26 protein-coding genes, 1 tRNA gene and 3 pseudogenes are annotated in these 25,151 nt (G+C 41.4%); 9 read left to right on the top strand and 21 right to left on the bottom strand.

Annotated elements, in window-relative coordinates; translation table 11 throughout:
- Positions 1 to 175: 175 nt before the first annotated feature.
- The gene (locus A4V03_RS12370) at positions 176 to 1,012 is read left to right on the top strand and encodes a 4Fe-4S binding protein (protein WP_065539108.1); all 837 of its coding nucleotides are present in this window, start codon (positions 176 to 178) and stop codon (positions 1,010 to 1,012) included.
- Here the strand turns inward: A4V03_RS12370 and tilS are convergent.
- Positions 997 to 2,277 (bottom strand): tRNA lysidine(34) synthetase TilS, encoded by a 1,281-nt coding sequence (tilS, locus tag A4V03_RS12365; protein ID WP_065539107.1) that lies wholly within the window; start codon positions 2,275 to 2,277, stop codon positions 997 to 999. The genes A4V03_RS12370 and tilS overlap by 16 nt on opposite strands.
- Positions 2,278 to 2,422: 145 nt before the next feature.
- Here tilS and feoB point away from each other — a divergent pair, with 145 nt between their 5' ends.
- From feoB to A4V03_RS12350, 3 genes are all read left to right on the top strand, one after another.
- Positions 2,423 to 4,909 (top strand): ferrous iron transport protein B, encoded by a 2,487-nt coding sequence (gene feoB / locus A4V03_RS12360; RefSeq protein ID WP_065539106.1) that lies wholly within the window; start codon positions 2,423 to 2,425, stop codon positions 4,907 to 4,909.
- Positions 4,906 to 5,121: a hypothetical protein gene (locus tag A4V03_RS12355; protein WP_065539105.1), complete on the top strand. Its 216-nt coding sequence runs from the start codon at positions 4,906 to 4,908 to the stop codon at positions 5,119 to 5,121. The genes feoB and A4V03_RS12355 overlap by 4 nt, the downstream gene beginning before the upstream one ends.
- Positions 5,122 to 5,172: 51 nt before the next feature.
- Positions 5,173 to 5,244 (top strand) — tRNA-Cys (locus A4V03_RS12350).
- A 74-nt stretch (positions 5,245 to 5,318) separates the two neighbouring features.
- Here the strand turns inward: A4V03_RS12350 and A4V03_RS12345 are convergent.
- Positions 5,319 to 5,672, bottom strand: a pseudogene (locus A4V03_RS12345) (transposase); the annotation flags it as partial.
- Between the two features lie 182 nt (positions 5,673 to 5,854).
- Here A4V03_RS12345 and istA (A4V03_RS12340) point away from each other — a divergent pair.
- Both istA (A4V03_RS12340) and istB (A4V03_RS12335) read left to right on the top strand, forming a co-directional pair.
- Positions 5,855 to 7,420: an IS21 family transposase gene (istA, locus tag A4V03_RS12340; protein WP_065539103.1), complete on the top strand. Its 1,566-nt coding sequence runs from the start codon at positions 5,855 to 5,857 to the stop codon at positions 7,418 to 7,420.
- Positions 7,410 to 8,183 (top strand): IS21-like element helper ATPase IstB, encoded by a 774-nt coding sequence (gene istB / locus A4V03_RS12335; protein ID WP_065539093.1) that lies wholly within the window; start codon positions 7,410 to 7,412, stop codon positions 8,181 to 8,183. Before istA (A4V03_RS12340) ends, istB (A4V03_RS12335) begins: the two co-directional genes overlap by 11 nt.
- 230 nt (positions 8,184 to 8,413) lie before the next feature.
- Here istB (A4V03_RS12335) and A4V03_RS12330 read toward each other — a convergent pair whose 3' ends face one another.
- The 15 genes and pseudogenes from A4V03_RS12330 to A4V03_RS12255 all read right to left on the bottom strand — a co-directional run bounded on the left by A4V03_RS12330 (position 8,414) and on the right by A4V03_RS12255 (position 18,373).
- The gene (locus tag A4V03_RS12330) at positions 8,414 to 9,283 is read right to left on the bottom strand and encodes a helix-turn-helix transcriptional regulator (protein WP_236588637.1); all 870 of its coding nucleotides are present in this window, start codon (positions 9,281 to 9,283) and stop codon (positions 8,414 to 8,416) included.
- 73 nt (positions 9,284 to 9,356) lie between these two features.
- Positions 9,357 to 9,731: a hypothetical protein gene (locus tag A4V03_RS12325; RefSeq protein ID WP_065539102.1), complete on the bottom strand. Its 375-nt coding sequence runs from the start codon at positions 9,729 to 9,731 to the stop codon at positions 9,357 to 9,359.
- 30 nt (positions 9,732 to 9,761) lie between these two features.
- Positions 9,762 to 10,271 (bottom strand): DMP19 family protein, encoded by a 510-nt coding sequence (locus tag A4V03_RS12320; protein WP_065539101.1) that lies wholly within the window; start codon positions 10,269 to 10,271, stop codon positions 9,762 to 9,764.
- Between the two features lie 31 nt (positions 10,272 to 10,302).
- The gene (locus A4V03_RS12315) at positions 10,303 to 10,737 is read right to left on the bottom strand and encodes a DUF3997 domain-containing protein (RefSeq protein WP_065539100.1); all 435 of its coding nucleotides are present in this window, start codon (positions 10,735 to 10,737) and stop codon (positions 10,303 to 10,305) included.
- Positions 10,738 to 10,844: 107 nt separating this feature from the next.
- Positions 10,845 to 11,306: a hypothetical protein gene (locus A4V03_RS12310; RefSeq protein ID WP_065539099.1), complete on the bottom strand. Its 462-nt coding sequence runs from the start codon at positions 11,304 to 11,306 to the stop codon at positions 10,845 to 10,847.
- Between the two features lie 22 nt (positions 11,307 to 11,328).
- Positions 11,329 to 11,796 carry a hypothetical protein gene (locus A4V03_RS12305; RefSeq protein ID WP_065539098.1) on the bottom strand — a complete coding sequence of 156 codons (468 nt, stop codon included), beginning with the start codon at positions 11,794 to 11,796 and terminating at the stop codon, positions 11,329 to 11,331.
- A gap of 70 nt (positions 11,797 to 11,866) precedes the next feature.
- A complete protein-coding gene (locus A4V03_RS12300; protein WP_065539097.1) occupies positions 11,867 to 12,244 on the bottom strand; it encodes a hypothetical protein in 378 nt (125 codons plus the stop codon).
- A 35-nt stretch (positions 12,245 to 12,279) separates the two neighbouring features.
- On the bottom strand, positions 12,280 to 12,873 hold the full coding sequence (locus A4V03_RS12295) for a DUF4304 domain-containing protein (RefSeq protein ID WP_065538024.1): 594 nt from the start codon (positions 12,871 to 12,873) through the stop codon (positions 12,280 to 12,282).
- A 65-nt stretch (positions 12,874 to 12,938) separates the two neighbouring features.
- Complete coding sequence (locus tag A4V03_RS12290; protein ID WP_065538033.1) at positions 12,939 to 13,544, bottom strand: hypothetical protein; 606 nt, start codon at positions 13,542 to 13,544, stop codon at positions 12,939 to 12,941.
- Positions 13,545 to 13,618: 74 nt separating this feature from the next.
- Positions 13,619 to 13,861 (bottom strand): hypothetical protein, encoded by a 243-nt coding sequence (locus A4V03_RS12285; RefSeq protein WP_065538035.1) that lies wholly within the window; start codon positions 13,859 to 13,861, stop codon positions 13,619 to 13,621.
- A gap of 70 nt (positions 13,862 to 13,931) precedes the next feature.
- A pseudogene (locus A4V03_RS12280) lies at positions 13,932 to 14,465 on the bottom strand (SMI1/KNR4 family protein).
- A 78-nt stretch (positions 14,466 to 14,543) separates the two neighbouring features.
- The gene (locus tag A4V03_RS12275) at positions 14,544 to 15,170 is read right to left on the bottom strand and encodes a hypothetical protein (protein WP_065539096.1); all 627 of its coding nucleotides are present in this window, start codon (positions 15,168 to 15,170) and stop codon (positions 14,544 to 14,546) included.
- Positions 15,171 to 15,239: 69 nt separating this feature from the next.
- Positions 15,240 to 15,845, bottom strand: a complete 606-nt coding sequence (locus tag A4V03_RS12270; RefSeq protein ID WP_065538033.1) for a hypothetical protein — start codon at positions 15,843 to 15,845, stop codon at positions 15,240 to 15,242.
- 600 nt (positions 15,846 to 16,445) lie between these two features.
- A complete protein-coding gene (locus tag A4V03_RS12260) occupies positions 16,446 to 17,126 on the bottom strand; it encodes a BatD family protein (protein WP_065539095.1) in 681 nt (226 codons plus the stop codon).
- 140 nt (positions 17,127 to 17,266) lie between these two features.
- A complete protein-coding gene (locus A4V03_RS12255; protein WP_065539094.1) occupies positions 17,267 to 18,373 on the bottom strand; it encodes a tyrosine-type recombinase/integrase in 1,107 nt (368 codons plus the stop codon).
- A 175-nt stretch (positions 18,374 to 18,548) separates the two neighbouring features.
- On the opposite strand from A4V03_RS12255, the gene A4V03_RS20800 reads away from it, so the two are divergent.
- From A4V03_RS20800 to tnpC, 3 genes are all read left to right on the top strand, one after another.
- Positions 18,549 to 19,118: a hypothetical protein gene (locus A4V03_RS20800; RefSeq protein ID WP_065538285.1), complete on the top strand. Its 570-nt coding sequence runs from the start codon at positions 18,549 to 18,551 to the stop codon at positions 19,116 to 19,118.
- Entirely contained in the window at positions 19,105 to 19,461 is a 357-nt protein-coding gene (tnpB, locus tag A4V03_RS12250) for an IS66 family insertion sequence element accessory protein TnpB (protein ID WP_065538284.1), read from the top strand. The genes A4V03_RS20800 and tnpB overlap by 14 nt, the downstream gene beginning before the upstream one ends.
- Positions 19,462 to 19,539: 78 nt before the next feature.
- On the top strand, positions 19,540 to 21,141 hold the full coding sequence (gene tnpC, locus A4V03_RS12245; protein ID WP_084081121.1) for an IS66 family transposase: 1,602 nt from the start codon (positions 19,540 to 19,542) through the stop codon (positions 21,139 to 21,141).
- A gap of 88 nt (positions 21,142 to 21,229) precedes the next feature.
- Here tnpC and A4V03_RS12240 read toward each other — a convergent pair whose 3' ends face one another.
- The 4 genes and pseudogenes from A4V03_RS12240 to istA (A4V03_RS12225) all read right to left on the bottom strand — a co-directional run bounded on the left by A4V03_RS12240 (position 21,230) and on the right by istA (A4V03_RS12225) (position 24,811).
- On the bottom strand, positions 21,230 to 21,841 hold the full coding sequence (locus A4V03_RS12240; RefSeq protein WP_065540408.1) for a TetR/AcrR family transcriptional regulator: 612 nt from the start codon (positions 21,839 to 21,841) through the stop codon (positions 21,230 to 21,232).
- Between the two features lie 147 nt (positions 21,842 to 21,988).
- Positions 21,989 to 22,375 (bottom strand): annotated as a pseudogene (locus A4V03_RS12235) (hypothetical protein); the annotation flags it as partial.
- 107 nt (positions 22,376 to 22,482) lie between these two features.
- The gene (gene istB / locus A4V03_RS12230; protein WP_065539093.1) at positions 22,483 to 23,256 is read right to left on the bottom strand and encodes an IS21-like element helper ATPase IstB; all 774 of its coding nucleotides are present in this window, start codon (positions 23,254 to 23,256) and stop codon (positions 22,483 to 22,485) included.
- Complete coding sequence (gene istA, locus A4V03_RS12225; protein WP_065538200.1) at positions 23,246 to 24,811, bottom strand: IS21 family transposase; 1,566 nt, start codon at positions 24,809 to 24,811, stop codon at positions 23,246 to 23,248. Before istA (A4V03_RS12225) ends, istB (A4V03_RS12230) begins: the two co-directional genes overlap by 11 nt.
- Positions 24,812 to 25,151 lie beyond the last annotated feature (340 nt).

The raw sequence follows: 25,151 nt of genomic DNA, 5'->3' as shown, positions 1-25,151 counted from the left end.
TAGCTACAGATATGCAAGCATACGTTTTGTTTTTTATTCTGAATTAGGGATGTATATGTTGAATCGTAGTATGTTTCAACGGGGGCAAAGATAATAATTTTTTTTTGGTTTCATGAACAATCAAACATTTTTTTCTACGTAAAAGTGTATCTTTGCAGGAAGAAAAGAAAATAGTATGACAGTAAATGAAGCTTATTTAATTTATTTTTCGCCTACACATACATCTAAACAAGTTGCGGAAGCGATTGTTCACGGAACGGGCATAAAAAATATTCTTCCTATCAATGTGACGCAGCAAATTGCAGATGAAATTGTGATTCCTGCATCTGCTTTGGCTGTTGTTGTAGTACCTGTGTATGGAGGTCATGTCGCCCCTCTGGCAATGGAGCGTTTACGGTATATCCGGGGAGTGGATACTCCGACCGTTTTAGTGGTGGTATATGGAAACCGTGCTTATGAAAAAGCTTTAATGGAACTGGATGCTTTTGCTATTCCTCATGGATTGAAAGTGATTGCCGGGGCAACTTTTATTGGAGAACATTCATATAGTACTGACAAACATCCGATTGCGGTGGGACGTCCTGATGAGTCGGATTTAGCCTTTGCTACGGAATTTGGGAAGAAAATCATGGGAAAAATACAGATTGCCGATAGTATGGATACCCTTTATCCGGTAGATGTACGTGCTATTAAACGTCCGATCCAGCCATTCTTTCCTTTGTTCCGTTTTTTGAGGAGGGTTATCAAGTTGCGTAAAAGTGGAACACCGCTTCCCCGTACTCCTTGGGTGGAGGATGAGAATTTGTGTACCCATTGTGGGTTGTGTGTGGTCCGTTGTCCGGCAGGAGCTATAACGAAAGGGGATGAACTGCATACAGATGAAGCTAAATGTATCAAGTGTTGTGCCTGTGTAAAAGTCTGCGTTAAGAAAGCACGGGTGTATGATACTCCTTTTGCGGCTTTGTTGTCAGATTGCTTCAAGAAACAGAAATTGCCTCAAACTATTTTGTAGATTACGATACGCTTAGTTGTTTCATCAATACGAAAGCGGTTGTCTGTTCGTTCGCCTATCAGCCACGCAATGTGTTCTCCACAACAGAGTACCCACTGGCGTTCTTTTTGACTGATAGAAAATTTGCGGTCGGTCAGATAATCGCTTATTTTTTTCTTTCCTTTCATTCCGAAAGGAATAAAAGTGTCTCCTGTCTGCCATTTCCGGTAATGAATATCTCCATTCAGTTTGTCGGCATCAAAACAGGCTATTCCTTTGTCGCGTGGAATTAGGAAATCAGGGGTGTATTCTTTTTCTTCTTTGATGATTTGAAAAGGAGGAAGAACTTTATTCTCCGATTCAATAGCTTCTATTAATAAGAATTCTCTGTCTTTTATCACTCTCCATTTTTTACTGCAAAATTGTTTGCCCGGTTGGCTGTGAAGCGAAAAGGCAATATCTTTAATTTGTGCAGAATTGAAGCCTAGAGGATGTAAGATTTCGAATAGAATAGCTTCGGGGGCCGGTTCCTTTACTAACTCACTGATTCGGATACCTTCTGTCGTTACAATATTCTTTTTGGTTTCCTCTATACATTTATTATATATGGTAGCTACATCGTTCAGATAATTGCTTGTGTCTATCAGATTCTTTTTGACTGACGGATTGATTTCCTGCATAAGAGGAAGGAGATTGAGCCGGATTTTATTACGGGTATATTCGTCTTCCAGATTGGTGCTGTCTGTTACATAATCTTGTCCGATGCTCTCCAGATAATGAATGATGTCTTCCCGGTTGATGCAAAGCAGAGGTCGCACGATTGCTCCGTTGCGGGGGCGGATTCCTAATAAACCGGTAATTCCTGTACCTCGAATCAGGTTGAGTAGTATGGTTTCTACGCTATCATCCTGATGATGTGCTACGGCGATCACATCTGCCTGGCATTCTTTTCTCGTTTTTTCGAACCAGGCATAGCGTAATTCGCGTGCAGCCATTTCAATCGAAATCTGCTTTTCCTGTGCGTATTGTGTCGTGTTAAAATCAATTGTATGCAAATGGATTCCGGTTCTTTTGCAAAGTTGGCGGACAAACTGTTCATCCCGGTCTGATTCTTCGCCTCGTAGGTGGAAATTACAGTGTGCGGCTTCGCAATGATAACCTGCTGTGTGCAGAATACATAGCAGTGCCACCGAGTCGGTGCCGCCACTCAATGCAATCAGGACTTTGGCATCTGGTGAGAACAAATGTTCTTTTTCTATATATTTTGTAACTCGTTGTTGTATCATACTTGCAAAGATACGAGTTTATCAATAAGTTCTTTTATTTTTTCTAAATCTTTTGGAGGAGAAAAATAACTGCTATTTAAAAACATTCTAAATAATTTGCGTGCTCCGAAGTTATGAATTATCTTTGCCGAAAATTTTGAGAGTTATGCGTTTGTCCGAATTAGAAACAGGAGAAAAAGGTGTTATTGTAAAGGTATTGGGGCACGGTGGTTTTCGTAAACGTATTGTGGAGATGGGCTTCATTAAAGGTAAAACGGTTGAAGTGCTGTTGAACGCTCCGCTAAAAGATCCTATAAAATATAAAGTCTTAGGTTATGAGATATCCCTTCGTCGTCAGGAAGCTGAAATGATCGAAGTAATCAGCGAGGAGGAGGCAAAAGAACTGGCTGAAAAGACTGTTTATCATGAAGGATTACCCGAAGACCTTTCAGTAAAAGAAGAAGATATGAAACGGTTGGCGTTAGGTAAACGTCGTACCATCAATGTTGCCTTGGTCGGAAATCCGAACAGTGGCAAGACTTCTTTGTTTAATCTTGCGTCCGGTGCTCATGAACATGTAGGAAATTACAGCGGTGTGACCGTGGATGCCAAAGAAGGTTATTTTGACTTCGAAGGCTATCATTTCCGTATTGTCGATTTGCCGGGAACTTATTCTTTATCTGCTTATACACCGGAAGAAATCTATGTTCGCCGTCATATTATCGATGAAACTCCTGACGTGATTATTAATGTCGTCGATTCTTCTAATTTGGAGCGAAACTTATATCTGACTACTCAATTGATAGATATGAATGTCCGCATGGTAGTGGCTCTGAATATCTATGATGAACTGGAAGCCAGTGGAAATACATTAGATTACCATTTGTTGAGCAAGCTGTTCGGGGTGCCGATGCTGCCTACTGCCAGTAAGAAAAATCGTGGATTGGATACGTTGTTTCATGTAGTTATCAATCTGTATGAAGGAGTAGACTTCTTCGATAAACAGGGAAACATGAATCCGGAAGTTCTCAAAGACCTGACTGAATGGCATGACTCTTTGGAAGACCGTAAGAACCATGAGGAAGAGCATTTGGAAGATTATGTGCGTGAACATAAAAAGACGGGGCGTGTCTTCCGGCATATTCATATAAATCACGGTCCTGATATAGAAAAAGCCATTGAGGCTGTAAAAAGTGAAGTGTCTAAGAATGAGTTTATCCGGCATAAATATTCTACCCGTTTCCTCTCCATTAAATTGTTGGAAAATGATCCTGACATTGAGCGTATTGTACGCACATTGCCGAATGCGGATGAAATTCTTCATGTCCGCGACAAGATGTCGAAGCGTGTTCAGGAGACAATGAATGAGGATTGTGAATCGGCTATTACTGATGCTAAATATGGATTTATCAGTGGCGCGTTGAAAGAAACGTTTACGGATAATCATCTGGAACAGGCGCAGACAACAAAGGTATTGGATTCGATTGTAACTCATCGTGTCTGGGGATTCCCTATTTTCTTTCTTTTTATGTATCTGATGTTTGAGGGTACATTTGTCATTGGCGAATATCCGATGATGGGGATTGAATGGATGGTAGAGCAGCTTGGTGAATTGTTGCGCAATAACATGTCGGAAGGTCCATTTAAAGATCTGCTGATTGATGGAATTATCGGTGGGGTAGGAGCTGTCATTGTTTTTTTACCGAATATCTTGATTCTTTATTTCTGTATTTCTATCATGGAGGATTCTGGTTATATGGCTCGTGCGGCTTTTATCATGGATAAGATCATGCATAAAATGGGGTTGCACGGAAAGTCGTTCATTCCTCTGATTATGGGATTCGGATGTAATGTGCCTGCGATAATAGCGTCCCGTACCATTGAGAACCGGAAGAGTCGTCTCATTACCATGTTGGTGAATCCATTGATGTCTTGCAGTGCACGTCTGCCGATTTATTTATTGTTGGTGGGTGCTTTCTTCCCGAACAATGCAAGTTTGGTGCTGTTAAGTATCTATGTGATTGGTATTGTGCTGGCTGTGGTAATGGCTCGCTTGTTTAGCAAGTTTCTGATAAAGGGTGATGATACGCCGTTTGTGATGGAGCTTCCTCCTTACCGAATGCCGACAGCGAAGTCTATCTTCCGGCATACATGGGAAAAGGGAGCACAGTATCTGAAAAAGATGGGCGGAATTATTATGATTGCTTCTATTATTATCTGGTTTTTGGGCTATTATCCGAATCATGATGCTTATGAAACGGTTGCCGAGCAGCAGGAAAATTCTTATATCGGTCAGTTGGGACGCGGGATAGAGCCAGTAATAAAACCATTGGGATTTGATTGGAAATTAGGTATTGGCTTGCTTTCCGGTGTAGGGGCGAAAGAATTGGTGGTAAGTACGTTAGGCGTTTTGTATGCAGATGATCCGGATGCTGACTCGGTAAGTCTGGCAGAACGTATTCCGATTACTCCATTGGTTGCTTTTTGTTATATGCTGTTTGTATTGATTTACTTCCCGTGTATTGCGGCGTTGGCGGCTATCAAACAGGAATCGGGTAGTTGGAAATGGGCGCTTTTTGCTGCCTGCTATACAACGGCATTAGCTTGGCTTGTATCATTTGCTGTTTATCAGATTGGAGGATTGTTTGTATGAGTAATTGGCAGGAGTGGGTAGTCGGACTACTCGTTGTGCTCTGCATTGCCCGTGTCGTATATGGAATATTTCTTTTTTTTCGTCGTACGCAGGAAAATCAGAATCCTTGTGAAAGCTGCGTAAGTGGCTGTGAACTAAAGGATATGATGGAAACGAAACGCAGAGAGTGTGATGTAAAGAAAAAAAGTACAAAGAAAAATTGCTGCGGATAGTTGGTAGTTTCAAAATTTGTACTACCTTTGCAACCGCAAACGAGAAATAATGGTTCCTTGGATGAGTGGCTTAGTCAGCGGTCTGCAAAACCGTGTACGGCGGTTCGAATCCGCCAGGAACCTCAAGAAGGAGGTGTGTCGTAATGTACGATACACCTTCTTTTTTATTCATTACTATACAACTCGGTTCATTTTCTTTAAGCTGCGATATTTTGAGGATTTCTTTGATTTATGTGTTCGCAACATCTAAATATAGCTACTGTAAACTCATAAAACCGTCTAATCAGCCAATCCATACCTTCTTTAGCCATTTTTGCACACATCTTTTTTATATTGAAGGCAACGGCAAAGAAGGCAAAGTCCATGAAGACCTTATCCTTTCCAAAATGGCGGAAACGTTTGTAATTCATATTGTTTTTCATTTGTCCGAACACGGCTTCCGGTTCTATGCATCTCTGTCCTCTGTGTTTCAGTCCTTCCTTGGAACATAGCAACTCTTTAGCTTTCTGCCTGTATTTTCTGAGCCTGTGATTCAGTTCTATCGTCCTGTTGGAAAATTTAAAGTCGATTGACCCACTATTATAAAAGTCTTCTGACCCACCTTTATAACCGAAACTGATCCGCTGTGATTATAATAAAAATTGCCCCTATATAATTACCATATTTCAGTCTTGTTTTCGTACTTTACAAAGCATTTTAACCCGGTATTATTAACCGAATAAAATTTTAAAGAATGAAAATAAGAATCAAGCACATACTGCGGTGTTATCAGTCAGGAATGAGTATCCGCGGTATCAGTTCTTCTCTCCTTGTTTCACGTAATACAGTCAAACGTTATATCCGTATATACGAAGATATGGGTATAGAACTTGAGCGTCTGTTGAAAATGGACGAGCAGCATCTGCATGAGCTTTTCGGTACGGAGACTGACAAAGAATCGTCTGGATCTGCAGAGTATAAGTATCTTCAAGAACGTATACCTGATTACATGAAACGACTTAAGGTCCGTGGGACAACAAGAAGGTCCTTGTATGAGGAATATCTTAAAAATCGTCCACAAGGTTACAGCTACTGTTCTTTTTGTTTGTATATCAGACGAGAAAGGGAAGTAAAGATTCCTGTTGGACGCATAGATCATATAGCCGGTGATCAGATGTATGTGGATTTTGCCGGTGACAAACTTTATCTCTCATACGAAAGAACAGGCAATAAGGTTCCCGTAGAAGTATTTGCCGCCATACTTCCATGCAGCCAGATTACCTATTACGAGGCTGTACCATCACAAAAGAAAGAACACCTTATCCAGGCATGTGAAAATGCTTTCCATTATTTTGGAGGTGTCCCCAATGCCATAGTTCCAGACAACCTGAGATCAGCCGTAACAAAGCCTGGAGGTGTTGAACCTGTAATCAATGACGACTTTGCTGCATTTGCAGACCATTATGGATGTGTTGTCTTCCCGGCAAGAGTACGAAAGCCTAAAGACAAAGCTCTGGTTGAGAATGCTGTAAGACTGCTCTACAGGGAGGTGTATTCAAAGATGACGGGATTGAAATTCAATGATCTTGAAGCCTTGAACATAGAAATAATGAAGCATACGGATGCGTTGAACAGCCGAAAGATGTACAATCGCAACTACAGCCGTCGGGAACGTTTCCTCGAGGTCGAGAAAGACAGGCTGCATACATTGCCGGCAACAAAATTTATATCAAAAAGCCGGAAAACGGCAACTGTCATGAGAAACAGTTATGTATCGCTTAACAATCACTATTACAGTGTTCCTAAAGAGTATATCGGCGATACTGTAGAATTACTGTATGATGGGGACACAGTGGAGATATATCATAAGTTCAGACACATAACGACACATCGAAAGGATGATACACCTTTCACTTATTCAGAAAAACCGTCCCACAAACTTTCGGGAGTGCCACATGAATACAGAATCAGAATGGATGATATATACCGCAAGGCATGTGAAATTGATCCGGTATTGGAAGAGTACATAAAGCGTGTGGCCGTTGCCAAGAAATATCCGGTCCAGGCCGTACGTTCAGCCGATGGCATATTAAGTCTTGTGGAGCGTTTCGGACATGACAGGGTGGTTCTTTCATGTCAGGTGGCAATGGAATTCGGTATGTTCGGATACAACGAACTTGAAAGTATTCTGGTAAACAGGGAAGATGAGAAGTATCATGTACAGATGGAGGGACAGGCTCCAGAACTTACCCCCAAACACAGAAATCTCAGAGGCAAGGATTATTTTAACTCTAAAAACATGGATAAAAATGACAAGTAATAATAAAACAAGCAGAACTGTCGGAAAAAATATGGACAGAATAATGGAACTACTCTCCAAGTTACGTTTTTACGGTATGCTTGAAACATATAGAAATGACTGCAGGACCACATCCTCTGATGGTATGACAAACGATGAGTTTCTTAAATGGCTTCTTGAAAGCGAATATGATTACAGACGCAATGTAAGCATTGAGAGACTGATAAAGTCTGCAAACTTCAGATATAAGGCATATATGGAAAAAATAGACTATACCATAAAACGTAACCTTGACCGTAACCAGCTTGAGAGACTTGCATCTCTTGATTTTATAAGAGACGGACAGAATGTTTTCATCACGGGAAGCTCCGGTACAGGTAAAAGCTATATAGCTTCAGCCATAGGATATGAGGCATGTAAGAATGGAATAAAGACTTTGTATTCAAATGCGTCAAAGCTTATGGGACAGCTTAAAATTGCCAAAAACAAGGGCACTATAGAATCTGAGATGAAAAAAATAGAAAAGTGTCAACTGCTGATTCTTGACGATCTGTTTCTTATAGGACTGGATGCCAGGGAAAGGTCAATCCTTATGGAAATAATAGAAGACAGACACGGATTAAAATCAATCATAATAACATCACAACTTCCTGTCGAAAGCTGGTATGATGCAATTGGTGATCCTACAGTAGCTGACGCAATCCTGGACAGAATTGTACATACAGCACACAAGATTGAACTTACCGGGGATTCTGTAAGAAAGATTAATGCTAAAAAGAAATAGTATATATTGTAGATTATTATAATTGAAAATGACCCGGGTTAAAATGCATTTTTCTTTATTTAAATCTAATATTTTTTTGATGGGTCAATTTAGAGTATAATAGTGGGTCAATCGACTTTAAATTTTCCAGTATCTCATAAGCCGTGTATATAATAATTGCTGAATCTCTCATTTGTCAGGAATATGCGTGCCGTCATAGCCGCATCTTCCAAATCTTGCCGGAAACGCGCTCATGATTCACTGTTCCAGTATTTCATCCTTCTCTCGCACCATTCCTCATATCCCTCTTTTTTCAGTTCTCCGGGTGTCTTGAGAACCTGCTGGTTGCAGAAGTCGGAAAAATTACTTGCAGAGAGGAACCGGTTGCGTTCAGCCACTTCCTTCAGGGCAAGTTCGGGACGGTAGGAAAGGTCTTCCTTGATACGGCTTATGCGCTCCTGCCGGAGCCAGTCGGTCGCGGAACAGCCGTAATATTCTTCAAAACGGCTTCGGAAATGGGAATAGCTCATGCCACACATCCCTGCCAGCTCCTCTGCTGTAAAGGTGTGCCACTTATACATCTTCACTTTCAGGCGGAAGACCGCTTCTTCCAGTTCTTTCAGACGGCTTTCCGCATATTGCATTTCAGATTCCTTCAGAGGGCTGGAGATATGGCGGAGGGTGTCACGGCGCGCCCTGAAAAAGTAGTCGCACACCCGGTTGGTCACACAGTTAAGATAGGAGCGTCCCCTCATGCAGCGGAGCAGGTCGCAGAAAAACATCAGTTCCGGTGTCCGGCACTCCGTTTCATAGACGGCTACGAGGTCATTGCACAGGTAGCAGAATGCAAAATCTTCAGGCGAGCATGCCACAAGAGCCATGTAAGGCTTATAGTCACGCATTTTCAATGTAGGCTGGACAGGAATGGATTTGAATGTGCTGACAATCAGGCGCAGCACCTCTGTATCATGGGCGAAACTCTCCATTTCGCGTACCATACGGCTTACGGAGTAACGTTTCTTTACAAGTTCTTCCGCCTTGTCCGTTATGCTTTGCAGACTTGCGGAATGTATGGGATATATATCGGCTGTGTGCCGTAGCAGGGCTGTCAATCTCATCATGTTGTTTTTGCGGCAAATATCGGGTTTATAAAGTAACAAGCAGTTCCAAATCTTGCCGAAAATCCCAACACGGTCATATTTTTCCTTGCCGTTGCAACGCTTCCAAGAAGAAAACGGCAATGGTAGACACTACATACAGCGCAAGAACCCATGCACCGGATTTGCGTTGCACTGGGCTTTCATCGTCATATCTGGCTATAATCCTGTCGTAACGTTTCCTGAAAAAGAACCGCCAGCTCAACAAGGCAATAATGCCGCCCTCGATAATATAATACTGAATATCGGAGGGATATGCGACAATGCCGTATCGGGTCAGCATCCCCCATACGGTCAATACGTTGGTACTCAGTATGACCGAAAATAGAAGCATAGCCATAAATGCGGCTCCCTCTGCTAAAGAGGAACAAAGCCACAATCTATAAAACCGATAATACAGATAATCTATCATGTCCTTCGGGTAACAATATCATGTTGAATATCACTCGGTCATTCCTGTGAGAAACTCCTGCGGATGCTGTTTGATGTATGTGCCTATCATCGTGTAGAGTTGCCGGTCATTCTTCATAAAGGCATAGTACTCATCATCGAAGGCATCAAAGAGCTTCTCTTTATACCCGTGGGCGAATCCTTCCTTCGTTCCGTCCCATACCGATTGCAGTTCATCCCGGTTGGCGGCATATTGGTTGTTGGCTCGTTTCACGACATCAGCGATCCGGTCTGCTCCGAGCTTGACAAAGGTGTCCTCGGCTTTTTGCGCACGTTCGCCACCGGAATTGTAGTAGTATTGGTTGAAACCGCCGTTGATGACCTCCGCGTGCAGTTCCACCGCGCACATTATGCAGTCGAATACTTCGCTCTCCATATCGCTTGCCAGTTCTCCGTCGATATATTTCCGGCAGAGTTTATCGGCAGGAAGACGCTCTATCAACTCTTCCGTTATCTGTTCGGAGCATCTTATCCCGAACAGTTTCTTTATCCAGTGTATCATGGTTCATTGCTTTTTTCTCGTTAATAATATATTATAGCCTCTTGAAAGTTATATCATCTGGTACTCCCAGTTCTTTTCGTTTAGCTTCAAAGTCCTTTTTACTGAGTGCCCCGAATTTGTTTTCTTGTGCTTCCCATGCTTCTTGTGCGTTATTTACGGGAATGATGTAATATTCGGTTGTATTCTTGTCATAACGCTGTAAGGAAACGCCCATGCTGTCCCTCAAAGCACGATATGCCTTGACAAGAATAAATTCATCGTCATATCCCACTGCATAAACATTTGCTCCGGTTATTCCCGTATAGGGTGCATTATCATCTTTCTGCCTGTGATAACACACGTCCATATCATCTTTGGTATCTACCGCTATCAAGTAGTAGTTTCCGGTAAGATGCTGTTCATATACGAACCCGCAACCTTGTATTAGGGGCAACAATAAAAAGAATAATGATATAACTGTTTTCATGCTCTCAATTATTATTAGTGGGTTGGAAAGGAACTCCGTTTAGGAGTTAACTTTCCTTGTTATGAACTCGTTGTTCCATATCTGATGTTTTATATATGAATGACATATCATTTGTTCCACCTCACGCAATCCGTCCACCCCCATTCATCGAACAGCCATGTTTCTAAGAAGAAAAGTACAAAGGGCAGCAGGAACAGAAAATATGCCTGTACCGCGCTGATATGCTTAGAGCGGCGGTAGCGGTTCAACAATGCCTGTACACGGGCTTTCCTGTATCGTGCAAGAATAAATACACAAATAAGCAAAAACATTGCACCTAAATAGCCAAGATGTAAGGACGACCATTGCGGTACACTGTTAATCAGGAGAAAGTTGCCGGGCAGAACTACTATCCACCACCAATACCAAAACAGCAGTATAAAACCTGACATCCGTCCTATCTTCTTGCCCCAAACCTCTCCCTTGAAATATAGGTAGTCAAAAAAATAGTATCTGTAATTCGTCCGGTTGGCACGTTGCTTCACTCGTTCAAAATAGTTATCTGTATTTTTTATTCCTTTATTATTCATAATGGCTTGGAAAGGAACACCGTCAGATGCTATCTTTCGTTGTTACTAACTTATTTACAAATCCCAATCCGGTGAATAAACACCCAATCCCAATAAGGGGATAAACAATACCACATAAGACTGCAAGCATATTCAATCCTCGTTCATCTCCCGTGAAGCCGTCTAAACAAACAGCTTGCAATATGAAGTTTGTAATTTGCCAATCCAATAAACTTTGGTCTATACAGATAAAGGCAAGCCACAAAAGGATAGAGCAACCTTCCAAGCCCAACAATAACATTATGGTTTTAAGTTGCATTGCATATAGTTTATAGACCTTGTAGATTACCAGTATATCTATGATTACAAGCATACCCAAAAGACAATATTCCATAATGCCATATATACCGAACAGACGACCAAAGCCTAAGCCACCACAAAATAATGTAATGGCTATCAGCAAAGCACTGAAAGCTGTCAATAATACTATGGATTGAACTGTTTTATTCATCTCACTATTGTTAGTAATGGGATAGCGTGGAATGCTGGTAGGCGTTATCACGCTTTGTTATAAACTCAATTTACCTATTGGTATAATAGTCTTTAAGTAGAAGCGGGAGAAAAAGCCAACCTACTATGCCTATTATAGAGATAGCAACAAAAAACCAATTCTTCCTGTTGGTGTTATTGTTCCTGTAATGGTTGTCCCATCTTCGGTATCTTTTTGTATCATCCCAAAATACGATTTCATTTATAAGCATAAATAAGATGGAAACAGATAGGAAAGCAACGTATTTGGCTTCATGAACAAAATGGATTGGTGCTATCAGTGCCATTATCAATGCAATAAATGGGAGATGGAAAAACAAAAAGCCAATGTTATTTCCAGCTCTACCATATCCAAGTAATCCCCAGAAGAAATACCTAATTGTAAAATACCAATAAATATACCAGTTCATAATGTCAATTTCAAATTGATGATAATGGGTTGCAACTAATTGTTTTCAGCACTTAGTTGTTTGTTAGTCATTCTCATTATTACTTCTTGTGCCTTCTTCTTCCATACTTGATTATTGATTTTCTCTAATCGTATTAAAGCATCATTTTTTTTATTCATTATATATTCAATACAAGCAATATATATTTGATGCAATTCTTGTTGAATAGCCTTTTCTTCGTAGAAAAGCATTATTCTATATAGCTTTTCAAATGATTTTATTTTATTAAAGAAAGGAATAATATCTTTTTCAATTAAGAAATTTATTCTTTCTTGTAATTCCTTTACATCTACATCTTCATAAAATTCAATGTCGCCATTTTCTTGAAAGAAATCAGAAATGCTACCTCTCAAACAACAATCTGTATTTTTTACACTTTTACCCTTTGGCACTTTACCCCAACACAAAGCAAAAACATCTGAAGAATAGATTCCTATCTCCAAAGTATAATATTGCCAATTTTTATCACAATATTTGCCTGGTTCAATTCTGAACATATAAACAAAAGGATCACATTGGCATAACCAAGTTAAGCTATTCTTTTTAAAACCTTTTATTTTTATTCCTTTCGATAGTTCTTTGATATACATATTGTTTTATAATGGTTTGACGGGGAACGGCGTTAGTCCGTTATCCCGTCTTGTTAATATTAAATTTATGTTTCCTGATAGATTGTTTCAGAATATAATTCTGTCGAAAGAATAATAGATTTTAATTCTCCATTAGGTTTATAATCAAATGAATGTTGTAACGTATCCTGTTCAATATCATTTCTATCAAATTGTCTTATAACTATTTTTTGTAGGCGGTCATTTTCATAAAAATATGTTTCTTCTCTACTTCCACGAGAACCCTTTGAATACATTTTCTCTATTTTACCATTACTTCCATATTGATAATATCGGACATTCACAATACGTTTGCTATTATCATATGCAATAGTTTTCATAAGTTCCTTTTCATAAATGAAAAAGGTGTAATAGAATTGATTTTTAAGTTCCAAGCCCTCTCGGATTTCTATAATTTGATTTTTTACATCGAAATAATAAGTAAATAGGTTATTAGTTGTTTTGAGAGAAGTTACATTTCCAACTATTTTCCCTTGCTTAAACCTGTTTCTTTGATAAGAATAAGGGGATATTTCGTAGAACTCACCTTTGTAATTCTCTTCCCTTACAACATTCTTATCAATTTCTCTTTTCAATTCATCAAACATATTTCTCAATGAATTAAAATCATCTTTCAATTTATCAGGTATCATAGTGTTTCCTTTTAATATTAATGTTTGGCAGCTAATCGCCATTTCTGGCGATTGAGGTGCGTGTTAGTGATATTTTATATTTTAATACAAAGCATATTTTCTATGTAATTGACAAGCTCGATTCTATCCATTTCCATGCATGAATCAGCATCCATCATCATTATTTCATAGACGACCTCTTTCAACTTTTCATCTGTAATTATATAATCAGAATAGCATAAAAAGGCGTATTGGGCAATTTCTATAGCATCATAATTGTCATGATGTACATATTGCCTTATTTCACTTGCAAACATTTCTTTTGATAATAACTTCATATTTTAACAATATCACTAATGGCTAAGCGGGGAACGCTGTCAAGCGTTAGCACGCTTTGTTACCGATGGTTTAACTTTCAAAGTCTTTTGAATTAACAAGCCCACGAATAAACTCCTCAAAACATGCTGCAAGCGTAGTAATCTTATAATCGTTTTCTTCATCAATATGGACAACACTTGGTTCTCCTGCTAAACCACATTTGCGATAATCCAAGAATATCATATCATGTCCGGCAGAAGGAGTGGTGCATATCGCTATTCCAATGGTTGGATAGCCCCATTCATCAATCCAAAAACGATTTCCCATTTCTCCGCAAAGAGAATAAGGTTTATCTTTATCTATTCCCATAATTCCACTTATTGTTATATGGTTATTTGCCCAAGAAGTCGGGATTTAAGTTGGAAAACATGTATTGACAGGTTCTCCACCATTACATTGTTTTATCAGCGCAATATAAGATTGGGGCAATTTATATCCCAATTCATTTTCAATATCTTTAACTTCTTCATCAGTAGGTGTTGTCCCTATATAATATTTTTGGGCATATTCATTATTATCCCAAAAACTGGAAAAGTCAAAATCTTTAAAAGGAGTTTTATTCATGACTGTATATTTTCTGTTTTATCGGTAATGGGATGCAGCTTGCCGCCGTAGGCGGAACAGGTGCTTGTTATTCGCATATTATTCAGGTCGCCAATATGGATGTAATGCCGTTTCAATATTAAACTTTGGAATATTAAACTCATTTATCCATTCAAGGCGAGTCCAAACGCCAGAGTTTTCACCAACCATAAGCATCTTTTCATTACAAAAAACAGCTTCCATTTCATAAGGACGATGACCAATTTCAAAGTTCATTACAATGAATCTAACTGGTGCTTTATCTTGTAACGGCACAACAACCGAACTGCATTTTAAGGTGGATTTTGCCATTTTTCCTAATGGTCTTTCACTATGCTTAATGACTTCAACAGAGCGTTTGACATTTCTTGAAATTACTATTGGCTTATATATTGGACCATACTCCAGTTCTACATCATTGGGCAGAGCATCCATTTTATCTGCCAATTTTATAAGACCATTCATTATTATTTCTTTCATATCCATTGGATTTACATTGCAAAATTCCGTCCATGCAGTAAGCTGTTTGTCGGTAGGAAAACTCTCGCCATCCATATCAAACCACGCATCGAAGTTACCGCCCAAAGAATTGATATGGATAGGGGATTTGGCGGCATATAGCCCCAAATCATCAACTCGCCAAAGCGAGCAATCAAGATTTGATATGTAGTTTTCTTCTTTCTCCATTTGTTATTGCGAATAATGGTTTGACGGGGAACGGCGTTAGTCCGTTATCCCGTCTTGTTAATATTAAATTTATGTTTCCTGATAGATTGTTTCAGAATATAATTCTGTCGAAAGAATAATAGATTTTAATTCTCCATTAGGTTTATAATCAAATGAATGTTGTAACGTATCCTGTTCAATATCATTTCTATCAAATTGTCTTATAACTATTTTTTGTAGGCGGTCATTTTCATAAAAATATGTTTCTTCTCTACTTCCACGAGAACCCTTTGAATACATTTTCTCTATTTTACCATTACTTCCATATTGATAATATCGGACATTCACAATACGTTTGCTATTATCATATGCAATAGTTTTCATAAGTTCCTTTTCATAAATGAAAAAGGTGTAATAGAATTGATTTTTAAGTTCCAAGCCCTCTCGGATTTCTATAATTTGATTTTTTACATCGAAATAATAAGTAAATAGGTTATTAGTTGTTTTGAGAGAAGTTACATTTCCAACTATTTTCCCTTGCTTAAACCTGTTTCTTTGATAAGAATAAGGGGATATTTCGTAGAACTCACCTTTGTAATTCTCTTCCCTTACAACATTCTTATCAATTTCTCTTTTCAATTCATCAAACATATTTCTCAATGAATTAAAATCATCTTTCAATTTATCAGGTATCATAGTGTTTCCTTTTAATATTAATGGTTAGCAGGGAACGGCTTGTCCGTTATCCTGCTTCGTTAATAACTCTTTTCTTTTCAATAGATATGAAATACATATTGTCAAGAATAAATAAAAAACAAGAATTTGGCTCGCCAACCATACAAAAATGAAATCATCAATATTGGGCGGAAGATATGCGTCATAAGGTGAATATTTAAGTCCACTCCAATATTCTTGCAATTCTTCCATTTTGAAATAGTAGATATATGACCATATATTGAAACACAATAGAATGGTAATCGAAATCGCTCTCAAGGCTATTTTATGCAAAATAATATCTAAGATTACAAACAATAACAATGCGACTATCAACAAGAACGTTTGTAGAAATGGGGTGAAATCCATTGTTCCATTTGTATCTACTATACATATAGACCACCTTAAAATACCCACTATTATTCCAAATAGGAGAAAATAGGCTATATGGTATATCTTGTTTTTTATGTTCATCTTTAAGTTGTTATTAATGTATTTGTAAGATCACCCGTAGGTGCTGTTTATTGTGGTAAACGTCACCCGGCAGGTGTGTTTCCTAATCTCTAATAGCTGCACCTTTTGTTAGTGCCTCTTTTTGCACTTTCGTGGTCGGAGTTTATATGCTTTCCCTCCAAAGGTCAGTTTCTCGCAAGCTACTTTATAGCCTTCGCTGTTAAAATAATACCGGTAAACATATTCTTCCTTGCCTTCTGAACCTGAATAGGATGTGCTGCTTGGACGGGTTGTTTCCCCGTTAATTGACAACAACGGAGGATTCTGATCGGGACGAGTATTGCAGGTAAGGGTGGCACAGTATCTCACGTAATCTCCGACCAGTTGCTCCACATTCAAACTGCATTTCAATCTTTTTCTGTCCACTCCGGCGGAATTTACATGCACACGACATTCAGGAGTGGTATAGGTACGGTTCCCTACCGTTACAGATGCGGCAGGGAGCTGAATCTCGCCGCTTTTCCTGAACCGCACAAGATAGCTGAAACAGGTTTCATCACTCTTGCTTCCCACTCCGTCCACAAGTGTGTAACTGCTACATTTATGTTGTTTCGGACCACTCACCACTTCAATGTTGTCATTGAATACCGGATAAGAAGCCGTGTCGAACTGGGAATTGACCAAAGCATACGTCAGTTCCACCACTTGTCCCGCACGGATTTCCCGTATTGTGTCTGCCTTTATGTGGAAATACACGGAGTCTGCGGTAGTCGAGGCGTACACTCGAACTCCCGAAAAAAATACATACATCCATATACAACAGATTTGTATGTTCCTGATTGACTTCCTTGTTATGTATCTGACCTCTTTTTTCATTTATTGATGTATCATATCAAACATTGCCGTAATCTATTCTTTCTTGCTCTCACTATATAATGACGGGACAACATTCATGAATCGTCCAATGAATCAAGCGGATTCGGTATGCTCGACTTGTGGGCACTTGTAACATGAAGGTAGATGCTCGTAGTCTTGATGTCGTTGTGTCCCAAAAGCTCCTGTATGGTTCTCAGGTCCGTACCCTGCTCCAGTAAATGGGTGGCGAAAGAGTGCCGCAGCATGTGTACGTGTACCCGGTGCTTGATGCCCGCACGATCGGCGGCTTCCTTCAACACTTTCACCAGTGTGCTTGCCGAATACTTTTCTCCGGGGGTATCGCCCTCGAACAGCCATTTCTTCGGACGGTATTCCTTGAAATATTCCCGAAGTTCGCACAATACCTTCTCCGACAGCAGCGAGTAGCGGCATTTTTTGCCCTTGCCCATAATGCGAATCAGCATACGTTCGCTCATAATATCCTGCGGAGTGAGGTTAAGCAACTCGCTCCTTCTCAATCCTGCGGAATAAATCAACGAAATCATACAGCGATGCTTGCGGTTTGCAAGACATGAAAGAATGCGCCGCACCTCGTTGCGGCTCAACACTTCGGGCAGGCTCTTGTACTCTTTGGCACGGGTGATGCCGCCGTAGTATTGCCGTTTGCCGCCTTTCACCTGCTCGTAGTAGAACTTGATGGCGTTGATGCGCATATTCTGTTGCGACACCGAGATTTTCTTCTCGTTCACAAGATAGAGTATGTACTTGTTGATGTCCGGCACTTTCAGACGGTCGATGTTACGCCCCTTGTGATATTCCATGAAGTCGCTGAAATAAGCCTTGTAGGTCTTGACGGTCGAAGGGCTGTAACGCTTCTGTTCCAGCAGTTCAAGATAGCCTTTCGGCAGCACATATTCCCGTTTTGGCTTGGGATGGCGTACATATACACGGCTGTAGTCAATATAGGCGTGCGGAGAATAGCCTTCATAGAAGGCGGGAAGGCGGAAAACGGTGGCTGGAATGTAGCCGGAGCCGTCCACGACCGCAGCCACGTCGGTGTCCTGTGCCAGCAGCAGGGTTATGGCTTGGCTGTCCGCGTAGTCCACCCGGATGCACTCCTCACCGTTGTACCTGTCTTTATGCAGGACGATGCTGCCACGTTGTTTTAGTATCTTATCCATAATTTCCCGGCTATAGATTCCATGACCCCAAAATTAGCGAAATAATCCGAAAAACAAACCGATTGGTTTGTTTTTAACACAAAAAAAAGCGGCTGAAAACACAAAGTACAACCGTCCGCGATAGCGTATTGAAGCCTGCCTGTAAAGTTTCTAACTTTGCCCTAAAAATTGATTTATGGGAAAAGTTGAACTTTACAGGCAGGTTTTCTTGTCATTCAAGCAACTGTGTGCCGAAGGAAGACAGCCGTCTTCGTTCCGAGCCTATTGCATAGCCAACGGTGTAGATCAGAGTCAGATGCGGCAATTGCTCAAGAGCGAGTTTCAGGATATAAAGACCTTGCCGGGATATTGTTGCGTAAATAGTCGCCTTTACGGGGAAATTTATGAGCGGTTCAAGCAATTATGCGCACAAGGCAGACAGCCCGGGACCTTATCTTCTTATTGCAGGAGTTTTGGTGTAACATACGGTCAGTTGCATTCTTATTTGTATCGGAAGCATTTACGTGTGGCCGGATTGCCCGGATATACAGGACCGACAGGCACGGGTAACAATAAGTCTGAGGAGGTGCCTTTCGAGGATGTCATCTTTGAGGAGGCCGGTTTTCTTCCGGCTGACACGGGCAATGTGATAACAGTAAAGGTCGACGGTCATGTGGCGGTCAGCTTTCCAGCTGATACTGATGTTGCTGTCATTGCAAAGTTCGTCAGAAAGATGGGAAAGGAGGTCGGTCATGTGGGGTCTTGAGCAGGGGTTACGGCTATGGGTATGCCAGCAGCCGGTGTCGATGCGTTACGGCATACGCGGTCTGACCCAGATGGTGTGGTCGTGGAAGGGGCACTCTCCGGCATCGGGCGATGTGTATGTGTTTTTCTCCAAAGACCGCAAGTCCATGAAGGCTCTGAAATGGGATGGTGACGGATTTTTGATGTACACAAAAAGACTGTCGCAAGGTCGTTTCCGGGAGGTACTTAAAAAGGGCGATGACGGCGTGCGCAGGCTCCAATGGGACGATTTCTATATGCTGATGAGGGGGCTCACGCCTGTGAAGGTGACGGTCGAGAATCGCTTCAGAATGGCTGTAAAATAAGGCTTAATAATTTGTTAATCAAATAAATAAATGGTGTAGAAAGTTGCAAATGTCAGATATTTTTTGTAACTTTACACCATGAAAAAGAACGAGTTGATAGAGTTTTTGCAACGTCAGATCGAGTATCTTCAAGGACAACTTGACGAGGCGTTGTCCTCTGTCAGCTCTCTTACTTTATCCAATGAAAAACTCCAGTCAACCAACGACAGACTGGTGGCAACAGTAGATGAGCTGCGCAAACAGATAGCCTCGTTGGAGGATGCTGTAAAAGGGAAAGGCGCGGAACTAAGCAAAGAAAAAGCTGCTCGTCAGGCCGTGCAGCGTCTGCAGGGCTCGCCGTCAGAGCGCCAGACAAAACCGATGCCGGCTCCTGCCGTATCAGAAACTCCGGAACAGAGGCCACAGAAGAAACGCACCAACAATGGAGCCAGGAGAAAGACCCATCCCGAGTGCGAGGTAGAGACGGTTGTGGTGGAGCCGGACAGCCCCGACTTCAATCCCGAGGCGGCGACGTTTATCGGCGAGTGCGATGTCGTGCGCTACGTCATGGAGCCGATGCGCTTCAAGAAAATAATCTACAAGGTACGCAAATATGTGCAGGACGAGAAAATATACAAAGGCTCTGCTCCCGCCACGCCGCTGCTGAACTCGCAGTATACATCCTCCTTCATTGCCGGACTCGCCGAGCTACGCTATCTCCACTGCATGCCACTTGAAAATGCAGTCGAATACTTCCGTGCCCACGGCTTCGACCTTGACAAAGGCACGGCACAAAAACTGATCAGCAAGGTAAGGGTTCATCTGGAGAATCTGTACAAGGCTCTCGGGCCGGCAGTTGTCGAAGACAATTATATCTGTGGTGACGAGACCTATCAGAAAGTGCGGCTGCAGGTGGCCACTCCCTCGGGCAGGAAGATCAAAAAGGGCTACATCTGGGTGTTCGTCGGCATGACAACCGGGCTTGTATACTTCTTCTATGATGACGGTTCCCGCTCTGCCGAAGTCTTCAAGCAGCATATCAAAGGCTTCAACGGAGCGTTCCAATGCGATTGTTACTCGGGATACCGGCATATCGGAATCGGTGAGATGAGCGGGATAAAACGCTTGCCATGCCTGCAGCATATAAAGCGGAAGTTCCTCGACCTGAAAGACAATCCGCAGGCGCAGGAAATAGCAAAGCTCTTCGGACTCCTTTACCACTTCGAGCATCAGCACCGCATAGGCAAAGACGGATGGACGGCGGAAAAGCACCTTGAGTGGAGACAACGATACTCCAAAGTGATGCTCGAGAAAATCCGCATGAGACTGACAGCGGTCAAAAATCGCATCGGCGTGCCACCCGACGACCCGCTGCTTGCCGCCACCGAACATGCGCTTAAACAATGGGACGTGATACCACGCATCTTCGCCTCACCCACCTACAGACTTGACAACAACAAAGTCGAGCGAATCAACCGCTACATATCCCTGACCCGTCGCCGACTGACAATCGGCTCCCACTCCGGAGCCGAAGCCGCCGCCCTGTACCACTCGCTGGCCATCACCTGCCATCAGTGCGGAGTCAACGTCTTCGACTACTTCTGTGACATCATCGACCGATGTGCCGCATGGCCGCCAAACACCCCGATCGAAAAATACCGCGACCTGCTTCCCGACCGCTGGAAACCCTCACAAAAATAGCCGCCCAAAATCCGGACGGCTTTCTTTTTATGGCTTACCTGCTATCGCGGACGGTTGTACAACACAAAACCGCTCGAATTTTAACATTTCAGGCTTTTAACAGCGAATAGACGAAGCGCAGTTCCCTTGCAAGCCGTTGTATGTCAAGCCCCCTCAAAAAAGACTGCTCAAAGGACAGACCGAAAAACACCTGCCGGAACAGCATGGCTGTGTCCTCGATGTCCACATCCTGCCGTATCTCCCCTGTGTTCTTTGCCGACTGTATGGCGGCTCTCCAAAACTCGTAGTCCTGCCGGAACATGCCTGCTATCTTTTCCTCCACATCCGGATAATAAAGCCGTACCTGCATCATAAGATGGTAATAATAGAAATTGAAGCTGCATCCTGCCGGATTGTTGCCGTCATCAAGAAGCGATATGAGTTTCCGCATGGTCTGTTCCACACCTTTTATATATTGTTCGATAAATTCCGACAGGGTGGCAGCCTTGAAACGAAACTTATTTGCCACCGACTGCATACCGAAAACATATTTATCTATAACCGCAACAAAAAGATCCAGCTTTATCGGATAATAGTACACCAGCCCGGCTTTCGTCAGCCCGCAGGCTTTTCCGATCTCTACCTGACTTGCCTTCTCATAATTCATCTTGGCGAAAACGCGCAGTGCGTTTTCAAGCACTTCTTCACGGTTGGTTATCATGATAAAATTAAATTGATTGATATTTATCTTCCAAAGATAGGACATTATCTTGAGATACAGGTAAGAAACGCTGAAGAATCTTCCATATTCAGATAGATAGACCGACCGCGTCTGCATAACAGTGCGGTCGGTCTGTAATGGCATGGGTCATATCTTTATCCCTTTCGGGCGGTTTTCATTCTTTAACTGAAAACCCGGACGTCCGATGATGACATGGTCGGCAATTTCATTGCCCGATGGACTTCGTTCATTCATTGGGTTGCGAATCCGGGGAGCTTCCTCGGTATGCTGTGACGGCAAGTTCCGTACACCTTCCGCATCCGGTCTGACCTCCTGCCCGTCGTTCTCCTTTCCGGCGGCTTCGGGCGTAGGCGGCGCAAGTTCCAGCTGGATCTTGCGGTCAAGCGCGGCAAGTTCGGACTTCAACTGTTTCAGCTCGTCCTCCTTTTTCCACACCTTGCCCGCTATCTCCTGCAACTGCGGAATCTCCTTTTCCAGCACCTCGTTCTTTGTGGAAAATTTAAAGTCGATTGACCCACTATTATACTCTAAATTGACCCATCAAAAAAATATTAGATTTAAATAAAGAAAAATGCATTTTAACCCGGGTCATTTTCAATTATAATAATCTACAATATATACTATTTCTTTTTAGCATTAATCTTTCTTACAGAATCCCCGGTAAGTTCAATCTTGTGTGCTGTATGTACAATTCTGTCCAGGATTGCGTCAGCTACTGTAGGATCACCAATTGCATCATACCAGCTTTCGACAGGAAGTTGTGATGTTATTATGATTGATTTTAATCCGTGTCTGTCTTCTATTATTTCCATAAGGATTGACCTTTCCCTGGCATCCAGTCCTATAAGAAACAGATCGTCAAGAATCAGCAGTTGACACTTTTCTATTTTTTTCATCTCAGATTCTATAGTGCCCTTGTTTTTGGCAATTTTAAGCTGTCCCATAAGCTTTGACGCATTTGAATACAAAGTCTTTATTCCATTCTTACATGCCTCATATCCTATGGCTGAAGCTATATAGCTTTTACCTGTACCGGAGCTTCCCGTGATGAAAACATTCTGTCCGTCTCTTATAAAATCAAGAGATGCAAGTCTCTCAAGCTGGTTACGGTCAAGGTTACGTTTTATGGTATAGTCTATTTTTTCCATATATGCCTTATATCTGAAGTTTGCAGACTTTATCAGTCTCTCAATGCTTACATTGCGTCTGTAATCATATTCGCTTTCAAGAAGCCATTTAAGAAACTCATCGTTTGTCATACCATCAGAGGATGTGGTCCTGCAGTCATTTCTATATGTTTCAAGCATACCGTAAAAACGTAACTTGGAGAGTAGTTCCATTATTCTGTCCATATTTTTTCCGACAGTTCTGCTTGTTTTATTATTACTTGTCATTTTTATCCATGTTTTTAGAGTTAAAATAATCCTTGCCTCTGAGATTTCTGTGTTTGGGGGTAAGTTCTGGAGCCTGTCCCTCCATCTGTACATGATACTTCTCATCTTCCCTGTTTACCAGAATACTTTCAAGTTCGTTGTATCCGAACATACCGAATTCCATTGCCACCTGACATGAAAGAACCACCCTGTCATGTCCGAAACGCTCCACAAGACTTAATATGCCATCGGCTGAACGTACGGCCTGGACCGGATATTTCTTGGCAACGGCCACACGCTTTATGTACTCTTCCAATACCGGATCAATTCCACATGCCTTGCGGTATATATCATCCATTCTGATTCTGTATTCATGTGGCACTCCCGAAAGTTTGTGGGACGGTTTTTCTGAATAAGTGAAAGGTGTATCATCCTTTCGATGTGTCGTTATGTGTCTGAACTTATGATATATCTCCACTGTGTCCCCATCATACAGTAATTCTACAGTATCGCCGATATACTCTTTAGGAACACTGTAATAGTGATTGTTAAGCGATACATAACTGTTTCTCATGACAGTTGCCGTTTTCCGGCTTTTTGATATAAATTTTGTTGCCGGCAATGTATGCAGCCTGTCTTTCTCGACCTCGAGGAAACGTTCCCGACGGCTGTAGTTGCGATTGTACATCTTTCGGCTGTTCAACGCATCCGTATGCTTCATTATTTCTATGTTCAAGGCTTCAAGATCATTGAATTTCAATCCCGTCATCTTTGAATACACCTCCCTGTAGAGCAGTCTTACAGCATTCTCAACCAGAGCTTTGTCTTTAGGCTTTCGTACTCTTGCCGGGAAGACAACACATCCATAATGGTCTGCAAATGCAGCAAAGTCGTCATTGATTACAGGTTCAACACCTCCAGGCTTTGTTACGGCTGATCTCAGGTTGTCTGGAACTATGGCATTGGGGACACCTCCAAAATAATGGAAAGCATTTTCACATGCCTGGATAAGGTGTTCTTTCTTTTGTGATGGTACAGCCTCGTAATAGGTAATCTGGCTGCATGGAAGTATGGCGGCAAATACTTCTACGGGAACCTTATTGCCTGTTCTTTCGTATGAGAGATAAAGTTTGTCACCGGCAAAATCCACATACATCTGATCACCGGCTATATGATCTATGCGTCCAACAGGAATCTTTACTTCCCTTTCTCGTCTGATATACAAACAAAAAGAACAGTAGCTGTAACCTTGTGGACGATTTTTAAGATATTCCTCATACAAGGACCTTCTTGTTGTCCCACGGACCTTAAGTCGTTTCATGTAATCAGGTATACGTTCTTGAAGATACTTATACTCTGCAGATCCAGACGATTCTTTGTCAGTCTCCGTACCGAAAAGCTCATGCAGATGCTGCTCGTCCATTTTCAACAGACGCTCAAGTTCTATACCCATATCTTCGTATATACGGATATAACGTTTGACTGTATTACGTGAAACAAGGAGAGAAGAACTGATACCGCGGATACTCATTCCTGACTGATAACACCGCAGTATGTGCTTGATTCTTATTTTCATTCTTTAAAATTTTATTCGGTTAATAATACCGGGTTAAAATGCTTTGTAAAGTACGAAAACAAGACTGAAATATGGTAATTATATAGGGGCAATTTTTATTATAATCACAGCGGATCAGTTTCGGTTATAAAGGTGGGTCAGAAGACTTTTATAATAGTGGGTCAATCGACTTTAAATTTTCCAATTATTGATTAAATATCAAAAAAGTGTTCGCCGGGCTTCTTGAAAAGCCGGTAGCCTAGATACAGGCACCCAAATACTATCAATATCTCCATGTTATTGTATTTATTATTGTACCGTTTTATATTTCGTTTATGGCGCAAATATAACATATTACGGT

Source organism: Bacteroides caecimuris, from assembly GCF_001688725.2.
Classification (GTDB): domain Bacteria; phylum Bacteroidota; class Bacteroidia; order Bacteroidales; family Bacteroidaceae; genus Bacteroides; species Bacteroides caecimuris.
Note: the sequence above shows the minus strand (reverse complement) of the source record. Positions and strands in the feature narration are given on the sequence as shown.